This window comes from Halobaculum magnesiiphilum (assembly GCF_019823105.1).
GTDB lineage: Archaea > Halobacteriota > Halobacteria > Halobacteriales > Haloferacaceae > Halobaculum > Halobaculum magnesiiphilum.
Genome location: NZ_CP081960.1, coordinates 16,175 through 31,607 on the forward strand (window position 1 = coordinate 16,175; position 15,433 = coordinate 31,607).

Genomic DNA, 15,433 nt, shown 5'->3' on the forward strand with positions numbered 1-15,433 from the left:
GGCCATCCCAATCTGGTGACTGAGAGGCTAGGTTCACAGCTCAGCAGCAATATGTTCTTTCAGAAGCGTTCGATGGCACCGTTTCTGGTCAGTGTTCTCGAAACAGACGAAGACGATCTGTTCCCCATCCTGCAATCGGTCCGTGAGTTCACCGACTGCCTCCTGGGCCTCCTCGGCGTCGGTCAGATGTGATCGGTACCGGTCCGTAAACCCGACTTCGTCCCAGGCCGCATTATGCGCGCCCTCATCACACATTCCCTGCATCTTGAAGTCCTCGTGGCGCTGTTTGAACTCGTCGAGAAGGTCATCTGGAGGGCCGAGTGCCGGGTAGTTCTCGTCGACCGTCGTTCGGAACCAGCCCGTCGGTCGCCGAACGACTCCAACCAGCGTTGCCTCTGCGGGAACCTCCACGAGATCGTGTTGCAGCGCCGCTACGTACGTATCCTCGAGAGGGTTCGAGGAAGTCATCGTCTATGAAATGTCTGTTCAACATCCAGCGTAGTGAACTTCCCGGTGGCTGTCTGTGTCCCCCAAACTAGCAGCCTCCCCTGGTGGTGACAGCCCGCGTATCGCACTCTTGACCAGTCTTTGTCGTTTTTGTTCAAACTATGCAGCTAACTAGCTCTGAGACGGTATCGAAATTTCCTAGGCCATCACCCCGTTGTGAACGGTGAGGGGGATGTCAATCGTTCTCATCAAGACACAAGCGGGAAACCCCGCCGTTTACGGCGGGGAAGGTGACGGGAAGCCCGTTTGATGCTACGTTCGTTCGAACATCCGTATTAATCCCCGAGCGCTGCTGTTAGCGCCCGAAGTTGCACCCATCCGTTCTGCAGGAGTGCTGTGGGGAACTGCCGCCGCGCACCGGCGAGCGCGCTGTTCAGGGCAGTCGGAGCGTCAGCGAACAACCCGGTTCCATGCCCGACGAGGATTCGCTCAGGAGATAGATCTTCAAATTCGCCGCGAGGTGGCGCAAGACGGCACAAGAGGTACATCCCCAGTCGCTCGTCTCCGACGGTGAACACCGGTGCTGTTCCCAACACGTCCGGGATGTACAGCGTTCCGTCGGCTTCGCGGTACGCGATGGCTTCGTCCCATCCCGGAAATGGCGCACACCGACGGAGTTTGAATCCGGACGATCCGAACTCGTCGACTACGAACTCGGTGGGACGCTCGATTTGCTCGGCTACCCGCGATAGCCACCGGGGGACGAAGACCGGAACTTCGTGGCGGGCAGCGAAGGTATCGGCATCCCGGGCGTGGTAGTTCGAGAGGACAACAACGCCGGCCACCTCCCCGAGGGTCGCGAGTTCGTCGTCGATACCGGGGGCGTCGAGCGGGTCGATGAGCCAGACACCGCCCTCGTCTCCGACGAAGGCATGACTTGCTCGCAGCCCGGTTTCATCGGGATGTGCGAGCCACCCGACGCCGCCGGACCACCGGTCAGTGATCAGGGGCTCTTCCGGCGCTCCCCGTTCGTACATCGACATCGTCACTTTTCTGAAACGAGTGAACTTGGTTCACTGGATTCGGACGAACCGAACCGTTCACCCGTCGTCGCGTATCGATACTGGACGATGGCTCTCACGGTCGTGATGTCAAACCCCCGACTGTACTTGGAGGGCATGTTGTTGACTACGCTTAATGATAAAATAAAACATGGGTAGAGACAACCGGTCACGAAGAGCCTCCCGATTCACGCGTGGCAGCGGGGTTCAGCACGTCGGTTGTCAAAATCGAATTCTCTCACGAAACAGGGTAGGAGGACGTAGGATGGTTAAATCTAGTTTTGATACTACGTTCGAGCTAATATGTGACAGCCGTACTCAGTAGATACGATGGTCACAGTCTCCGCATTCAAAGACGGACTTACCGCCCTCCGTGCGAATCCGATCCTACTCGTCGTCGGCCTCCTCGTCGGGGCCGGAAGCCAACTGCAATACGTCGATCGCCTGATCGAATCGCCGCTACTCTCGGCGGGTGCGTCGCTCGCCTGGTTGGTTGTCTTCCCGTTCGTCCTCGGCGGGTTCATCGGCACTGCCCGAGCTGCGATTGACGGGACGGACGCGTCGCTGACTCACTTTTTCACTACAGCCCGGACTCATTACCTCCGACTGCTCCTCGCAACTGTGCTGTTCGTGCTACTGTTCCTTGGAACCGCTATCGCACTCGGAGTCATCACGTTCATCCTCGGTATCGGAACGATGGCGATCGCTGCGATCAACGAGATGGCTGCGTTCGTCGCAAGCGTCGGCTCGCTGCTCCTCTGGTTGGTGTCGATCCTCGTTGTCATCATGTTCGTGCAGTTCTACGACACGGCGATCGTCATCGAAAACGAGAGCGTCACTGATGCATTCCGCAGAAGCATCGGGCTCGTCCGTTCAAATCTGAAAAGCGTCACCGGGTTCTCGTTGGTGTGGGTCGGCCTCCTGAATGTCTTCTACATCCCCGAATACCTGCTTGAATGGACGATGACGGACACTGGACCTGCCGAGATACTACCGATCGACCTCGGGTTGCCGATCGCCGTCCTGCTTCCGGTCGGGATCGCCTTCTCGGCGGTCGGCTTCGCGTACTTCTATACGGTGTACACGGCGTACTATATGCGGTTGATCGCGATCTCACCAGCTGCGGAATCGACATAAACACCTACCAACAATTACGTACGATAGGTTCGAATACCGCCGATCGAACCGGGTCCCCGTGACCGCATGCTACAGAAGCTACCTCACCTATGGCACAACCCTTCCCGACGCAAACCGACGCCACTGTCGAACGAAGCGATACCCCGGCCGTACTGAGTCTCGACGACGACGAGACCCGGGGCGTGATCGAAGCGTTGTCCTCCGAGACCGCCTACGACATCTTTCGGCTGCTCAACGAAACGCCAGCGACGCCCTCGCGGATCGCTGCGCAACTCGACCAAAGCGTGCAGAACGTCCACTACCATTTGGAGAACCTCGAATCGGCCGGCGTGATCGAAGTCACCGACACCTGCTATTCGGAGAAAGGCCGTGAGATGAGCGTCTTCGTCGTTTCCGAAGACCCGACGCTCCTGTTTCTCGGTACCGAGGACGATCGGCCGAGTCTCAAACGCGCGTTCAAAGCCTTCGCCTCGCTCCTCGGTCCCCCGTCGATTCTGCTTGCGGCCGGCGAATCGCTCTCTCAGTTCATTACTGGTGAATGAGCGATTCCACCGACTCACCGACCCGAGGCACTTCTACCGGCCACGTCACACCCCCGGGTGACGTAGCACCGACGATCAAGGCCCGGGATGATGTCGATGGCTGTGGGTGTCTCGAATGCCGCAACATCGAGACTACCACCACCAATCGAACCGTCCTCGACGCACTCGTGTGGTCGGTTCGCCTGTTTCGGTCCTACCGGTCCATCCCCGCCTTCGCCGGCGTGATCATCCTCGCCAACCGTCTTCTCGAGACGGACACCATCGAGCTACTCCCGACGCCCGCGGTCGGGATGATCGAGGCTGTAACTGCGTTCGCGTTCATCATCTCGCTCCGCGCCTACGTGGGAACGATCGTCGCGGGCGAACTGACCGGCGACCCCGTCACGATACGCGAGGGACTCTGTCGAAGCATCGCCCGCACACCGGCGTTGGTTGGCGTCATCCTCCTAACCGTGTTTTCGGTGATGACGATTCCGTTCTTTCTGTCGCTTCCGCTGCTCGTTCTGGTCGGCGCGCTCCCGATCAACCCGGTGGGGATGGTCAGTTTCCCTGTCGCGGCAGCGGTCGGTGTGATCGTGTTCGTCGTACCGATCCTCTTTCTCCTGTTCAAGTTCTGGTTCGCGCCCGAGGCGTGTGTCATCGGTCAGTACGGCCCTGTCGAATCACTACGGGTGAGCTGGCGAATCACGACGAACTACCGAACGAAGTTCTTGCTTGTCGGTGTCATCGCGATCGGAAGTGCGCTCAGCCTCTATTTACCAACAGTTGTCCCCCAGCTCGAAACTGAGGTGGCGTTTGTGCATCCTGTGTTGCGTGTGATCTCGTCGAGTGCCGGGGAACTGCTGTCGATCGTGTGGGCAAGCGCGTACGCACACATCTACGTCCAAGGAGTAGTGTCGTGAATCCGATGTTGTGGCGGGTTTTGGATTCCCTTGCATCGCTTCGGAGACGATCGCTGCGAACACAACCGGCTAATCTAGCTGTCGTGTGCCTTCGTGGCGGACACTGGTTCCCTTGTCGGCTCACACGTGTTTGTATGGGTATTCGCAGCGCGTTGGAAGTTCTAATAATGTACATGAACGCCTCCGGACGATTGATTCGCCTGCGTTTACGGCGCTTCTCGTCGAGCAATCTCATCGAGCTATCCGAACATCTTCGACGCAAGCACCATGCGGACGGCGCGAGTGGTTCGGACGTACCGATGCCAACGGACATCGATCTGCGTGATTGGCCTCAGGAGAACCACCGTGACCAGCTCTTCGACGCCCTGCGGGCCGCGGAGAGCGGCGACGAACTCGAGATCGTAGCTCCCCGAGATATCGATCCCGATCTGGTCCGGTTCCAGATCGAGAGTGCTCGGGCCCTGAGCTGGGAGTATGCTGATCCCGATGGAGAACCGAGGAACCTAGATGTAACTGTCGAAGAACCAATCGATGCTGATGAACCCGCCACAATCGATGTCCGGGACCTGAAACCGCAGCGGCGACACCAGGTTCTCCTCGAAATCTTCGACGACTTGGCTCCCGGAGAGGAGTTCATTCTGATCAACGACCACGACCCGAAACCGTTGTACTACGAGCTCCAATCGATGCATGGCGAGGTTGTCGGGTGGGAGTACGGTAGCAGGGGGTCCGGCGAGTGGCGCGTCATGGTCACCAAGACTGGCGCCTCTGCGGCCGACAACGGAGATGTCGTCACGCAGTACGACGTCCGTGAGATTCCGAAACAGGAACGGCATACGACGATCCACCATCGCTACGGAATGATCCCTGACGGCGGAACGATGGAGATCATCGCCCCGCATGAGCCACGGCCGCTCCGTCAAGAGTTCCGCCAGCGATACGACGACTCGTTCAGTTGGAACGTCGTCGAATCAGACCCGGGCCGCTGTCGTGTCCAGATCACGAAAACCGAGTCCGTCGACGAACGGGGAGAAGAGACACCTCAAACCGGCGGGGAGGAGGCATCCTCGACGGCGACAATGGACGAGGAGATCGAGATCACCGAAGAGCTAGATGTCAGAGATCTTCCACCAGCTCAACGTCACGAACAAATATTTGATACGTACGTCGGGTTGGATCCCGGCGAGGGGTTCGTTCTGGTCAATGACCACGATCCGAAACCGTTGTACCACCAGTTCGAAGCCGAAGCGGGGGACGAATTCCACTGGGAGTACCGTCTGCAAGCGTCCGGCGAGTTCAGGGTCCTCATCGGGAAAGAGAACGGTACTCGAACGGATCGCTCTCGAGACGAGACGCCGAGCGCGCCGTTTTGATCGGCTGGCGATCCGGAATATTGGGCGTTCGCCTCCCGGATCGATGTTCTGTTCGAGAACTGAGCCAGTCGAACTGCCTCCCAGGAAGGCTCGCGAGTAGCTGTCCGCCTACTCGACTTCGACGACGTACGACTGGTGAGCCCCTCGAGTCTGCATATCGAGAAAGTGATGACGCGTGCTGTCACCGACGCTCCCCGCAAACGACTGCCCCTCACCGTCCGAGTAGACGCCGTCGGCCCCACGGAGATCGTGGTCTGCCAGGTGTTCGACCACATCCGGCGGAACCTCGTCGGCGCCGTCGATGTCTACGATCACAAGCCTGTCTGTGAAGCTCTTCGCGACAAACGCATCCACAACAGCGTCGTGGTCCCGAAGATCGGAAACAACGTCCTCGAGTTCCTCCCTCCTGTCGCTCATTGAATCGGTGAACGCACTCAACGAGAAAGTACGTGACTGCGAACGTGTTCGCAGGACGAGATCCGGACCATCTCACGTTCGTCGAGATCGGAGAACCGTCGTGTCCTCCGTTCTATCTCGTTCGTCAGCAGTTGGAGCGGTTTCCGATCGATCGAGTAGAGCTGTGAGCTCTGCTCCCTGAAAATCGAAACGAACGGCCGAGGCGAGTCCCCTTCACGAAATACTGAATGGCCCATCGATCGAACTCCGACATATATGGTGTCAGGGGGCAGCAGTCGCTGGTCGCGTCGGTTCGTCGTCTTCAGCGCGATCTCGCTCGTCCTGTGGCGACTCGGGGCACTGGCGGGAGTTCCGCGCCGGACGGAGGTCGTGCTGGCTTTGTTCGGGTTCGTGTTTCATGTGACATCCTCCCCGTCGTGAACGACGGGGCTTCCCACACGGTGGGAATGCCAGTTAGTCGTCGCTGGCAGTGAGTTTCGACTCTTGAAACGGCGTAAGTGTCATCTACGAGGGTGTCTCGCTCTTCTCACACTGAGTCGTGGCCGTGTCACAACGGCTTCCGTCCTGTGGCGAGTCATCGCCTACCTGTTTCCACGGCAGGCTCTCTCCCCACGGGTCTACGCGATGTGCGATATTCGCACTCGCGTTGATGTCTGCTTGAAACGTCGAAACGTGACACTCTGGGTTCTTACACTTGAACTCGGCTTGATGAGGCCGATACCCGAGGTGCTTGCACGAGTGGCACGTCTTACTCGTGTATTGAGGATGAATGTATCGGACTGGAATACCAGCGTCCTTCGCCTTGTCCTCGATTCGTCCCTGCAAGCGAGCGAATGCCCACGAGTGCAGGCGTCGGTTCATGTACTTCCCGTAGTCCAGTGACTCGCGGATGTACGCCAAGTCCTCCATCACGATAACGGGGTTCTCGAACTGTTGGGCGTACTCTACAGACTCACGAGAAGCCTTCTCGATGATGTCCGTGAGTCGGTTCTGGTAGTACGAGAAGCGTTCTTCGACGCGCCACTCCGAAGCGTCTCGCTCTTGGAGACGCTTGAGCGTCGTGAACATCTCCTTACGGATTCGTTTGGCTTCCTTCCCGTTGATGAGCAACGGTTTGGTGGGAGTGTCGTGTTGGAGGGCACAGCCCGTGACCAGCATCGACTCGCCAATATCGAACCCAACCCGAGTCGGATTCTCGGGAAGTTCGGAGGTGTCTTCGACTTCGTATTCGACGGAGACGTGGAGTGTCCACGTCTTTCGGTGTTTCTGCAAGCGAAGTTCGCCCACTTTGGTACTCGATTCATCATCGAGGAGGTCGTCCCACAATTCTTGCTGGTCTGGATTCCGTCGGAGTGGAATCCAAAAGTTGGTTCCGCGACCGGGCTGGGGAACGTTCCAACAGATTTCGTACTCGCGCGACGAATCGCTGTCGAACTTCCCGGCCCGATTGACGAATCTGAGCGGATGTTCGTCGTCCAACTCTTTCGCGTTGTACGTGTTATGGAGTTTCGGGACGTAGGATTTGAGGGCGTCTTTCGCTTGGTACGGCAGGTTGTACGGTGTCACCACGTCGTTCGTGGCACTCATCGTCGTACAGTCTTGATCGAAGGCGTCGTCGAGTGCGTCTCGGTATTCGGACAGCGTGTGCTGGAGGCGGTGCTCTTTGCACCGCGTGGGTGGTGCGAGCGTTGCCTCCAGCGTCTTATTCGCTGTCTGAGTCGTTGACATCGTAGCCTTCGGATTCGAGTGCTTTGCGGAGGAGTTCGGGGTACGCTCGTGAGTGGCGTATCCCGTGGTCGCGGGCGTATTGCTTCACGACTTCGTGAAGTGGCCCGCCTCGCTCCATATCGAAGTCGGCTCTCATCCACCAAAACGTAAGAAGTTGCGTAAGTTAAAAATAACGGTTGGCATTCAGTCTGAACATCAGAACGGGCTTAATTTGGCAGTTGTCGGATTCCCTCCCGGCCTGAAGACCGGGATTCCCTCCTCGCAGGAAGATGGTGTTCGGGATGGGGTATCTGCTGATCCCGTCCTACTTCGAACGGGTTCTGGATGCGAAGTGGCCGCCGGCGATCCAACTCGGGTTGACGGGGACCGGAACGGGACTCATGGCGGTGGCCTTCCTTCCTGTCGGTCCGCCGCTCGTCGAACGCTTGGGGGAAATTGCGTGGGTTCTGGGCGTCATCGTGTTTCTGGGAACGATCCTGTGGACGATCCGGGACAACTTAGCGGGACGCGAGACGGGGACCGGTGCCGGAAAGGAGGAGTTGGAGTGGGTCGACCGGTATGCGAACCCGTTCATGATAGTGGCCCTCGGGTACGTACTGGTCGGATCGTACGAACTGCTCGCGCACGGATCTCCGCTCCCAGGGATCACAGATGGATACGTTCCGCGGGTCAGCCACCTCCTCGCTGCCGGAGGTGCGACGTTGCTCGTGTTCACGCTCGGCGTTCGTATCGCCCCGCGATTCCTCGGCGTTCCGGCGCGGAAGGAACTCGTCGCCGTCGTCCTTCCAGCGGGTGCATTCGGCCCGGCATTGCTGGCGTACGGACTCGGCGGCGGGCCGGCATTCATCGCCGGTGCTATCGCCGAAGCGACGGCGATGGTCGGGTTCGGGGGTGTGTACGGCCTGTTGTTCGCCCGATCGGATCGACGGACTGTCGGTCTCTTCGGCGTTCTGGCCGGGGTTGGTTGTGGGATCGCGGGGGTGTCACTCGGCCTCTCGTTCGCGTTCGGAACGGTCAGTTCCGAGCTGGTCACCTCGCACCTTCAACTGAACCTCCTCGGGTTTCTCGGGTTGTGTATCATCGGCTTCGCGATGCAGTTCTTCCCGCCCACTGCGGGTCGGTTCAAGGGCGCGACCGAGACTACCGTGTGGCTGGTGATCGTCGCCCTGTTGGGCGGGCTCGTATTCATCGTGGTCGGGACGCTTGCGGAGGTCACAATCTTGGCGACTGCGGGCAACGTACTCGCTCTCACGGGTGCGGTCGTGTACAGCTATCTCGTCATTCGGCTGATGATCGCGGTGGGATCACGGTGATCGGTCATCGCCGAGGCCGATCGAGTCGACCTGGGGACCCGGCGTCAATCGTCCGTGGTCGACGTTTTCTCGGACGACTCTGAATCAGTATTTTCCGACCCGCCGTCGACGAGCGCCGTCTCTCTATGCTGTTCGAGCCAGCCCCATTCGTTGGTACGCAGTCCGTGTTCGTCGAGGTTCCAGGGGTCGCTGTCCTCGATCTGGCGTCCCTCTAGCCACGAGGTGACGAGATTCCACACGAAGATCAGTTGTCCGATCGCGAGGATGTAGACCCCGAGGGTGGCGAGTTGGTGGAGGTCAGCGAAGTAGCCAACCGGACCGACTGTGATGTCGTATCCGGCGTACCGACGGGGCATGCCGCCGTAGCCGAGCAGCACCATCGGGAAGAACGTGATGTTCGTCCCGATCATGGTGAGCCAGAAGTGCCACTTCCCGAGCGTTCGCTGGTACCACCGCCCGGTGACCAGCGGGAACCAGTAGTAGATCCCGGCGAAGATCGCGAACGCGATCCCGCCCATGATGACGTAGTGGAAGTGGGCGATGACGTGGTACGTGTCGTGGAGCACGAGGTCGACGGGGATCGCCGCCTCGAAGACGCCCGTGACGCCGCCGATGATGAAGTTCGCGATGAATCCGATACAGAACAGCATCGGCGTTACCAATCGGATCTTTCCGCCCCACATCGTCGCGATCCAGTTGAACGTCTTGACCGCGCTGGGGATCGCGATCGCGATCGAGACGGCCATGAACGACGCGCGGAGTCGCGGGTCGATCCCCGTCGCGAACATGTGATGTGCCCACACGCCAAAGCTCAGTACTCCGAGTGCGAGCGTGGAGTAGACGACGAACTTGAACCCGAAGAGCCGCCGGCTAGCGAACCGCGGGAGGATGTAGCTGATAAGTCCCATCGGCGGGAGCACGAGGATGTACACCTCGGGGTGGCCGAAGAACCAGAACAGGTGTTGCCAGAGGATCGGCCCGCCGCCCTCGACGGCGAAGAACGTCGTCCCGAAGTTACGGTCGAGCAGCAGCATGACGAGCGCGCTCCCCAACAGCGGGAACGCGAAAAGGATCTGGCCGGATTGGACGAGGACCGTCCACGAGAAGATGTCCAGGTTCGCCCAGGTGACGTCCTCGCCGCGCTCGGTGAAGATGGTCGCGATGAAGTTGATCGCACCCATCGTCGCGCTCACGCCGGTCAGATGGAGCCCGAGGATCATCAGGTCGACACCGGGGTTCGTTTGCTGGACTGAGAGGGGCGCATAGAGCGTCCACGCGGTCTGGGCGCCTTCGACGCCGACCTGAAACGGCTCGAGGATCAGCCCGCCCCATATGAGCAGCGCCCCGGGCGGTAACAACCAGAACGCGATGGCGTTGATTCGTGGGAACGCCATGTCGTCGGCGCCGATCAGCAACGGGATCAGGTAGTTCGAGAACGCGGCCAGGATCGGCGTGCCGAACAGGAACAGCATCGTGATCCCGTGGGTCGTCATCAGGGCGTTATAGAAGGTCTCGCTGAGCAGGTCAACTGGCGGCGTCGTCAGCTCCGTCCGCATGAGGACGACGGCGATCCCTCCCCACGCGAACGAGAGCACCGCAAACACCCCGTACATGAGTCCGATATCCTTGTGGTCGACAGTCGTTATCCATCGAATGAGTCCGCTCGGTTTCTCTACGTGCTCTTGTTCGTGATGGCTGGCTTTGGACCCGCCGGCGGAGAGAGAGTACGACCGCCAGTTTTCGATGCTGACCAGCCACCGAACCACAAGGAGCAGAAACACGCCCATTACTCCGGTGAGGGCGATTTGAGTGGTTCCCGTAGCCATGCTACGTGGATCCTGGTAGTGTACCGTAAGCGCCATCGCGAACATCTTCGATCGGAGCCGAACGGCGGTGCCCAACGGAAGTGCGCACGGCCCACACGTTGCCACCGTGGGTCGGTAGCCACACTCTCAACTGGAGTGTCTCCGGGCGTTAGGGTGGGTAGGAGCTCAAGGTTCCATTCGAAGGGCGTGAAGTACCTCGGGGGCAAGCCCCGAGGCTTCACCGTTTAGGGACTGCACCGCGCCCGCAGGCGAATTTAATTCCCCTCGACCTTCCCCGAATGGAGTCGGTTGGAATTAACACCCGAATACGTCGTTCGTATCCGTGAGGGTCGGTCGCTCCACCACGACCCGATAGCGTCCGTCTCACCACGTCGAAGACGTGGGTTTTGAGAGACGCCACATTTCCATATCGTGTCTCAGTCAGCGTTGGATTAAGGTCTTTAACCCGTCTTTGGGGGTCTCTGACTGTACTTTCTGCTACGAACCGTGGTTAATTAAAACCACGTGTCGACTTCACCCTCGGGGTCAAGCCCCGAGGCACTCGCCTTGAACAACCTGTAGAGGATTCAAAACAGCCCTATGAGCTCCAGCGTCTGGTTATCCGATGACTGCGACACTCCACGCCAATGATATCGTGGTCTGATCCCGACGGTAGAGAAACGATTATCGGGTGACGTGTGAACGTCGGAAACGTGACCGGAGATCTCGCGTATCCCTCTGCCGAACTCATTCTATCTCTCCACGAACAAATCGTGGAAGAAGGCGAGACTACATAGCCAGGCGTTCGGTCAGAAGACGCGATAGCATCCGCGGTGCAGTACATCTCGGAGGGGTTCTTCGGCGAGGTACCCGACCCGAGGAGATTCACCACAAAGCAGTCCATCTGATGCGACTTCTCGTAGCGGAGCATCCATTCGTCGACGGGAACAAGCGAATAGCGCTCCGAACAGTCCTCGTCTTCTATATGATGAACGGGTACACATTGGCTACGGTGATGAAATTCGCGCGCTCTTGCTCGCGCCCGGGAGGGCGCTCGCGAAGGCGCAAGCGAGAGCGAGTCGCAAAGTCGTTACGGTGGATGAACAGGCATTCGAAAAAGTGGGCGAACAGGCAGTCGATGAAGACGGCTTCCCGGTCGGCGACGAGACGCCGGAGTTTGAGGCGGCAGTCGAGCAGGAGACGCAGGCGAAGGTGGACGCGAACCACCCGGACGGGATCGCGGACACGAGCGAGGACCGGATTCACCTGGGTGGATTCAGCCGATGTACTCACCACCGAGAGGAATATAGGAATCTGATATAGATGCGAGCGCATACCCGCGTCTTCAGGCGGGGGTTAAGCGGACAACAGCCACGCTTGTTCGGTAGATTCAACTCGGTGGTCCCTGTTCTCACGGATGCTACGGATTCGGTGAGATGCCGTCCCCGAACCATACGGGGTGGCGAACCGTCGGTGGTTCGCACGGCGATGACATGGAATCCGACGGGGCCTCATTGGCCGGGCCACAGCCCTCCAAGGGAGGTAAACGATAGTTCCCCCGGGGTGTCGCCGGTTCCCTCCGAGTGCGGGTTGGAACCGAAGGGCATCGACCGCCCGAATCCGATGGTCGGATTCCTCCGTCTTCAGGCTGAGGAGGAGGTCAAGAGGAATAATCTGCGATGCTGGGGAATCCAGAGGCGCAGAGCTATGGGAGTTCCTCAGTCACGCTGACGAGCTCTTCTTCGGTGTGCCATCGATACAGCCGCCCATCGCGATCGATTGACATCCTCCTCCGGCTAAAGCCGGAGGAATCCCGAGCGTTGGGATATTAGGGTTTGCAGTCTCCCTGTTCTCTCGTTTTGAACGTCCCGCTCTCGCGGTCGAACAGGAAGACTCCGGGCTGTGCCAACCAGCCGTTACTCATATCCCCGGTCGGGGGACTCTGAGTTATCTTTCTCCGGATGTTCACCGCACCATTCACATCTGCATTCATCGTCGTCTCGCACGACTCACAGACGTACAGCCCTCGCTCCACGCGGTTGCTGTCTCGAATTTGCCCGCAACACGAACACGTCTTCGAGGTGTTCTCCTCGTCTACACGATCAACGAGGATGCCGTGTTCCTCGGCCTTGTATTCAAGAAGGCGGGCGAACCGGTCGAACTCCCAGCCGTGCAACTTCTTGTTCCCCGACGCACCCCAGTTCTGCGAGTCACCGTTCTCATCCTCGCGGATGTCACTGAGGTCGCCAACCGCTATCTTCTCCACGTCTTCTTCGACACACCGCTGAACGATGTGTTTGCTGAGGGTGTGGAGGAAGTGGTCTTTGCGTCGGGAGAGTTTCTGCCGAGCCTTCCGCGCTCTCTTCGACGGGCCATTCTCGCCTTCAGTCTGGTACTCCTCACGAGTGAAGTAGTGCTTATCCTCTTTCAGCACGTTCCCCGGATACAACTCACTCACGCCGTCTTCGTAGTCGATGGCGAGATAGTTGCTGATTCCGAGATCGATACCCGCTGTCTTGTCACCGGGTGCGTCTTCGACGGAAATCTCTTTCTTGCAGACGAGATGGAGTTCCCACTCGTCGTCGTTCCAGACAGCACGCACCTGCTGGATGTTCTCAACTTCTACGTCAGGGCGGGTTTCGTACTCGGCGAGGATGAAGTCAGACCGACTCTCTTTCAGATTGAAGCCTTTCGAGAGGCGAAGTTGGTCGTGTTTGTCGTCGTACTTGATGGCCCGTTTCTTCCATGTGACGGTGGAGCGTGGGTGGTCGTCGCCACGTTTCCGGTAGCCCGGTGGGTTGTTGCCGTCGTCGGAGTTGTACCAGCCATTGAACGCCTCAGCAAGTTCTTCAAGAACTCGCTGACTTGACTGAGAATGCAGGTCACTGTAGCGTTCGTGGTCTTTCAACTCCGACTTCAATTCGGCTTCGTCAGGTATCTCACCATCGTCATCCCACCGTTGTTGGATGTAGTAGCGTCCGACGTTCCACAGTTTGGATGCGGAGAACCCACACTGGTTGAGATCGTCACGAACCTGTTGGTGGTTCGTGATTCGGGCGACGTAGGTGCGGGTTGTCTCTAGCATCGAACCGACTTCATAACACGTTATTAGAGAGTTCTTATTAAAAACAACGGCCGAGTGTGGAATATCCGGTTGGAATGTCGTCGGTGGATTGTCGGTCAGAATGTCGGATTCATCCCGGGCCTAAAGGCGCGGGTATTCTCCTTGTTCTTTATAACGGGGTTCTCGAACTGTTCCGCGAATGTGATGAAACTGTTGGAATATCAGGCCGTGTATCGTCGGGGGATTGTGTATCAATTATTGGATTCATCCCCGGCCTTCAGGATGGGGCTTTCTCCTCGCACTTCCGTAATTTCGTAGACGATAACAGATATCGATTTACCGCCATCCGTGATTACTCGATAACCTTACGGATTCAATAACATCAATATCGGAGTAATTTTAATCATATATAGCTCGATTAGAGATATACCTCTCTGGTACGTTGTCGTGAATTGGTATGTCATCCGAAGAGACAAGACGGAAGTTCCTGCAGACGACCGGCATCGCGAGCGTCGCCGGAATCAGCGCGCTCGCCGGCTGCGCCGGAAACGGCGGCGGAGACGGGAATGGTAACGGAAACGGGGGTGACGGTGATACGCCGACGGAAGGCGACGGTGATGACACTGAGACCCCCACTGAGGAAGACAACGGAAACGGGGGAACCAGCGATCGCCTGAGCTGGCACGCCGGGGGTACCGGCGGCACGTACTACCCGCTCTCCAACGAGATCAAAACGGTCGTCGAGGCCAACACTAACTTCTCGCTAAACGTCCAGTCGACGGGAGCGAGCGTTGAAAACGTCGGGAGCCTCGCGAACGGGACGGCGGACTTCGCGTTAATCCAGAACGACATCGCGTACTTCGCGAAGAACGGGACCGGTATCGACGTGTTCCAGGACAACGCGATCGAGAGCCTCCGCGGCGTCGCGACGCTGTACCCCGAGACGATCACGGTCGTCACGCTCCAGGAGACCGGGATCGAGACACTGAGCGATCTCAGCGGCACCACGATCAACACCGGCGACCTCGGCTCCGGGACGCAGGTAAACGCGAACCAGATACTCGAGGCGGTCGGCATCACCGACTACACCGAGCAGAACGCCGGCTTCGCGCAGGCGTCCGAACAGCTCGCGAACGGCGACATCGACGCCGCGTTCGTCGTCGGCGGCTGGCCCGTCGGCGCGATCGAGGACCTCGCGAACACGAACGACATTCACATCGTGCCAATCGACGGCGACAACCGCGAGGCAGTCAAGGAAGCGGCCTCCTGGTTCGCCGACGACACGATCCCCGGCGGCACCTACAGCGGCGTCGAGGAGGACGTCCCGACCGTCGCGGTCCAGGCGATGATCGCCACCCACACCGGCGTCGAGGCCGGCACGGTCGAGACGATCACGGCGGCCATCTTCGACAACCTCGACGAACTGTCGATCAAGACGGACTTCATCTCCGTCGACAGCGCACAGGACGGCATGTCGATCGAACTCCACGAGGGAGCCGCCGCGTACTTCGACATGTAACCCGCCGAGTGACCCGTCACAGAACCGCGTTCGGGCCGACAACCTCGGTCCGGCCGGGACGGACTCGACGACGCGCGAGTGGGAGTCTAAGCACTCCTTCACGCGCGCACGCGACCTCGACCGTC

The 15,433-nt window shown here is 59.0% G+C and carries 12 protein-coding genes and 2 pseudogenes; 8 read left to right on the plus strand and 6 right to left on the minus strand.

The window, feature by feature from the left end; all coding sequences use genetic code 11:
- Nucleotides 1–33: 33 nt before the first annotated feature.
- Together K6T50_RS16680 and K6T50_RS16685 are read right to left on the minus strand one after the other, a co-directional pair.
- Nucleotides 34–468: a DUF488 domain-containing protein gene (locus K6T50_RS16680; RefSeq protein WP_222609375.1), complete on the minus strand. Its 435-nt coding sequence runs from the start codon at nt 466–468 to the stop codon at nt 34–36.
- Between the two features lie 314 nt (nt 469–782).
- Nucleotides 783–1,490 (minus strand): hypothetical protein, encoded by a 708-nt coding sequence (locus tag K6T50_RS16685; protein ID WP_222609376.1) that lies wholly within the window; start codon nt 1,488–1,490, stop codon nt 783–785.
- Nucleotides 1,491–1,838: 348 nt separating this feature from the next.
- Between K6T50_RS16685 and K6T50_RS16690 the strand changes: the two genes are divergently transcribed.
- The 4 genes from K6T50_RS16690 to K6T50_RS16705 all read left to right on the plus strand — a co-directional run bounded on the left by K6T50_RS16690 (nt 1,839) and on the right by K6T50_RS16705 (nt 5,462).
- The gene (locus K6T50_RS16690; protein ID WP_222609377.1) at nt 1,839–2,645 is read left to right on the plus strand and encodes a DUF7847 domain-containing protein; all 807 of its coding nucleotides are present in this window, start codon (nt 1,839–1,841) and stop codon (nt 2,643–2,645) included.
- Nucleotides 2,646–2,734: 89 nt separating this feature from the next.
- On the plus strand, nt 2,735–3,187 hold the full coding sequence (locus K6T50_RS16695) for an ArsR/SmtB family transcription factor (protein ID WP_222609378.1): 453 nt from the start codon (nt 2,735–2,737) through the stop codon (nt 3,185–3,187).
- On the plus strand, nt 3,184–4,089 hold the full coding sequence (locus K6T50_RS16700; RefSeq protein WP_225935477.1) for a DUF7847 domain-containing protein: 906 nt from the start codon (nt 3,184–3,186) through the stop codon (nt 4,087–4,089). Before K6T50_RS16695 ends, K6T50_RS16700 begins: the two co-directional genes overlap by 4 nt.
- Nucleotides 4,090–4,388: 299 nt before the next feature.
- On the plus strand, nt 4,389–5,462 hold the full coding sequence (locus tag K6T50_RS16705) for a DUF2249 domain-containing protein (protein WP_222609379.1): 1,074 nt from the start codon (nt 4,389–4,391) through the stop codon (nt 5,460–5,462).
- A gap of 108 nt (nt 5,463–5,570) precedes the next feature.
- Here K6T50_RS16705 and K6T50_RS16710 read toward each other — a convergent pair whose 3' ends face one another.
- Both K6T50_RS16710 and K6T50_RS16715 read right to left on the minus strand, forming a co-directional pair.
- A complete protein-coding gene (locus K6T50_RS16710; protein ID WP_222609380.1) occupies nt 5,571–5,879 on the minus strand; it encodes a hypothetical protein in 309 nt (102 codons plus the stop codon).
- A 504-nt stretch (nt 5,880–6,383) separates the two neighbouring features.
- Nucleotides 6,384–7,607 carry an RNA-guided endonuclease TnpB family protein gene (locus K6T50_RS16715; RefSeq protein ID WP_222609381.1) on the minus strand — a complete coding sequence of 408 codons (1,224 nt, stop codon included), beginning with the start codon at nt 7,605–7,607 and terminating at the stop codon, nt 6,384–6,386.
- A 269-nt stretch (nt 7,608–7,876) separates the two neighbouring features.
- On the opposite strand from K6T50_RS16715, the gene K6T50_RS16720 reads away from it, so the two are divergent.
- Nucleotides 7,877–8,920, plus strand: a complete 1,044-nt coding sequence (locus tag K6T50_RS16720; RefSeq protein ID WP_222609382.1) for a hypothetical protein — start codon at nt 7,877–7,879, stop codon at nt 8,918–8,920.
- A gap of 44 nt (nt 8,921–8,964) precedes the next feature.
- On the opposite strand, the gene K6T50_RS16725 is transcribed toward K6T50_RS16720, so the two are convergent.
- Nucleotides 8,965–10,707 (minus strand): cytochrome c oxidase subunit I, encoded by a 1,743-nt coding sequence (locus tag K6T50_RS16725; RefSeq protein WP_222609550.1) that lies wholly within the window; start codon nt 10,705–10,707, stop codon nt 8,965–8,967.
- A 731-nt stretch (nt 10,708–11,438) separates the two neighbouring features.
- On the opposite strand from K6T50_RS16725, the pseudogene K6T50_RS16730 reads away from it, so the two are divergent.
- A pseudogene (locus K6T50_RS16730) lies at nt 11,439–11,760 on the plus strand (type II toxin-antitoxin system death-on-curing family toxin); the annotation flags it as partial.
- A pseudogene (locus K6T50_RS16735) lies at nt 11,758–11,991 on the plus strand (hypothetical protein); the annotation flags it as partial. The pseudogenes K6T50_RS16730 and K6T50_RS16735, both read left to right, overlap by 3 nt.
- A gap of 562 nt (nt 11,992–12,553) precedes the next feature.
- On the opposite strand, the gene K6T50_RS16740 reads toward K6T50_RS16735, so the two are convergent.
- Nucleotides 12,554–13,810, minus strand: a complete 1,257-nt coding sequence (locus tag K6T50_RS16740) for an RNA-guided endonuclease InsQ/TnpB family protein (protein WP_222609383.1) — start codon at nt 13,808–13,810, stop codon at nt 12,554–12,556.
- Nucleotides 13,811–14,246: 436 nt separating this feature from the next.
- Between K6T50_RS16740 and K6T50_RS16745 the strand changes: the two genes are divergently transcribed.
- Nucleotides 14,247–15,308: a TAXI family TRAP transporter solute-binding subunit gene (locus K6T50_RS16745; RefSeq protein ID WP_222609384.1), complete on the plus strand. Its 1,062-nt coding sequence runs from the start codon at nt 14,247–14,249 to the stop codon at nt 15,306–15,308.
- Nucleotides 15,309–15,433: the final 125 nt, after the last annotated feature.

Coding starts and splice junctions, on each gene's coding strand:
- K6T50_RS16710 (WP_222609380.1), bottom strand. CDS start 5,879: ATGAGCGACAGGAGGGAGGAACTCGAGGACGTTGTTTCCGATCTTCGG.
- K6T50_RS16690 (WP_222609377.1), top strand. CDS start 1,839: ATGGTCACAGTCTCCGCATTCAAAGACGGACTTACCGCCCTCCGTGCG.
- K6T50_RS16740 (WP_222609383.1), bottom strand. CDS start 13,810: ATGCTAGAGACAACCCGCACCTACGTCGCCCGAATCACGAACCACCAA.
- K6T50_RS16705 (WP_222609379.1), top strand. CDS start 4,389: ATGCCAACGGACATCGATCTGCGTGATTGGCCTCAGGAGAACCACCGT.
- K6T50_RS16715 (WP_222609381.1), bottom strand. CDS start 7,607: ATGTCAACGACTCAGACAGCGAATAAGACGCTGGAGGCAACGCTCGCA.
- K6T50_RS16720 (WP_222609382.1), top strand. CDS start 7,877: ATGGTGTTCGGGATGGGGTATCTGCTGATCCCGTCCTACTTCGAACGG.
- K6T50_RS16725 (WP_222609550.1), bottom strand. CDS start 10,707: ATGGGCGTGTTTCTGCTCCTTGTGGTTCGGTGGCTGGTCAGCATCGAA.
- K6T50_RS16685 (WP_222609376.1), bottom strand. CDS start 1,490: ATGTCGATGTACGAACGGGGAGCGCCGGAAGAGCCCCTGATCACTGAC.
- K6T50_RS16745 (WP_222609384.1), top strand. CDS start 14,247: ATGTCATCCGAAGAGACAAGACGGAAGTTCCTGCAGACGACCGGCATC.
- K6T50_RS16700 (WP_225935477.1), top strand. CDS start 3,184: ATGAGCGATTCCACCGACTCACCGACCCGAGGCACTTCTACCGGCCAC.
- K6T50_RS16680 (WP_222609375.1), bottom strand. CDS start 468: ATGACTTCCTCGAACCCTCTCGAGGATACGTACGTAGCGGCGCTGCAA.
- K6T50_RS16695 (WP_222609378.1), top strand. CDS start 2,735: ATGGCACAACCCTTCCCGACGCAAACCGACGCCACTGTCGAACGAAGC.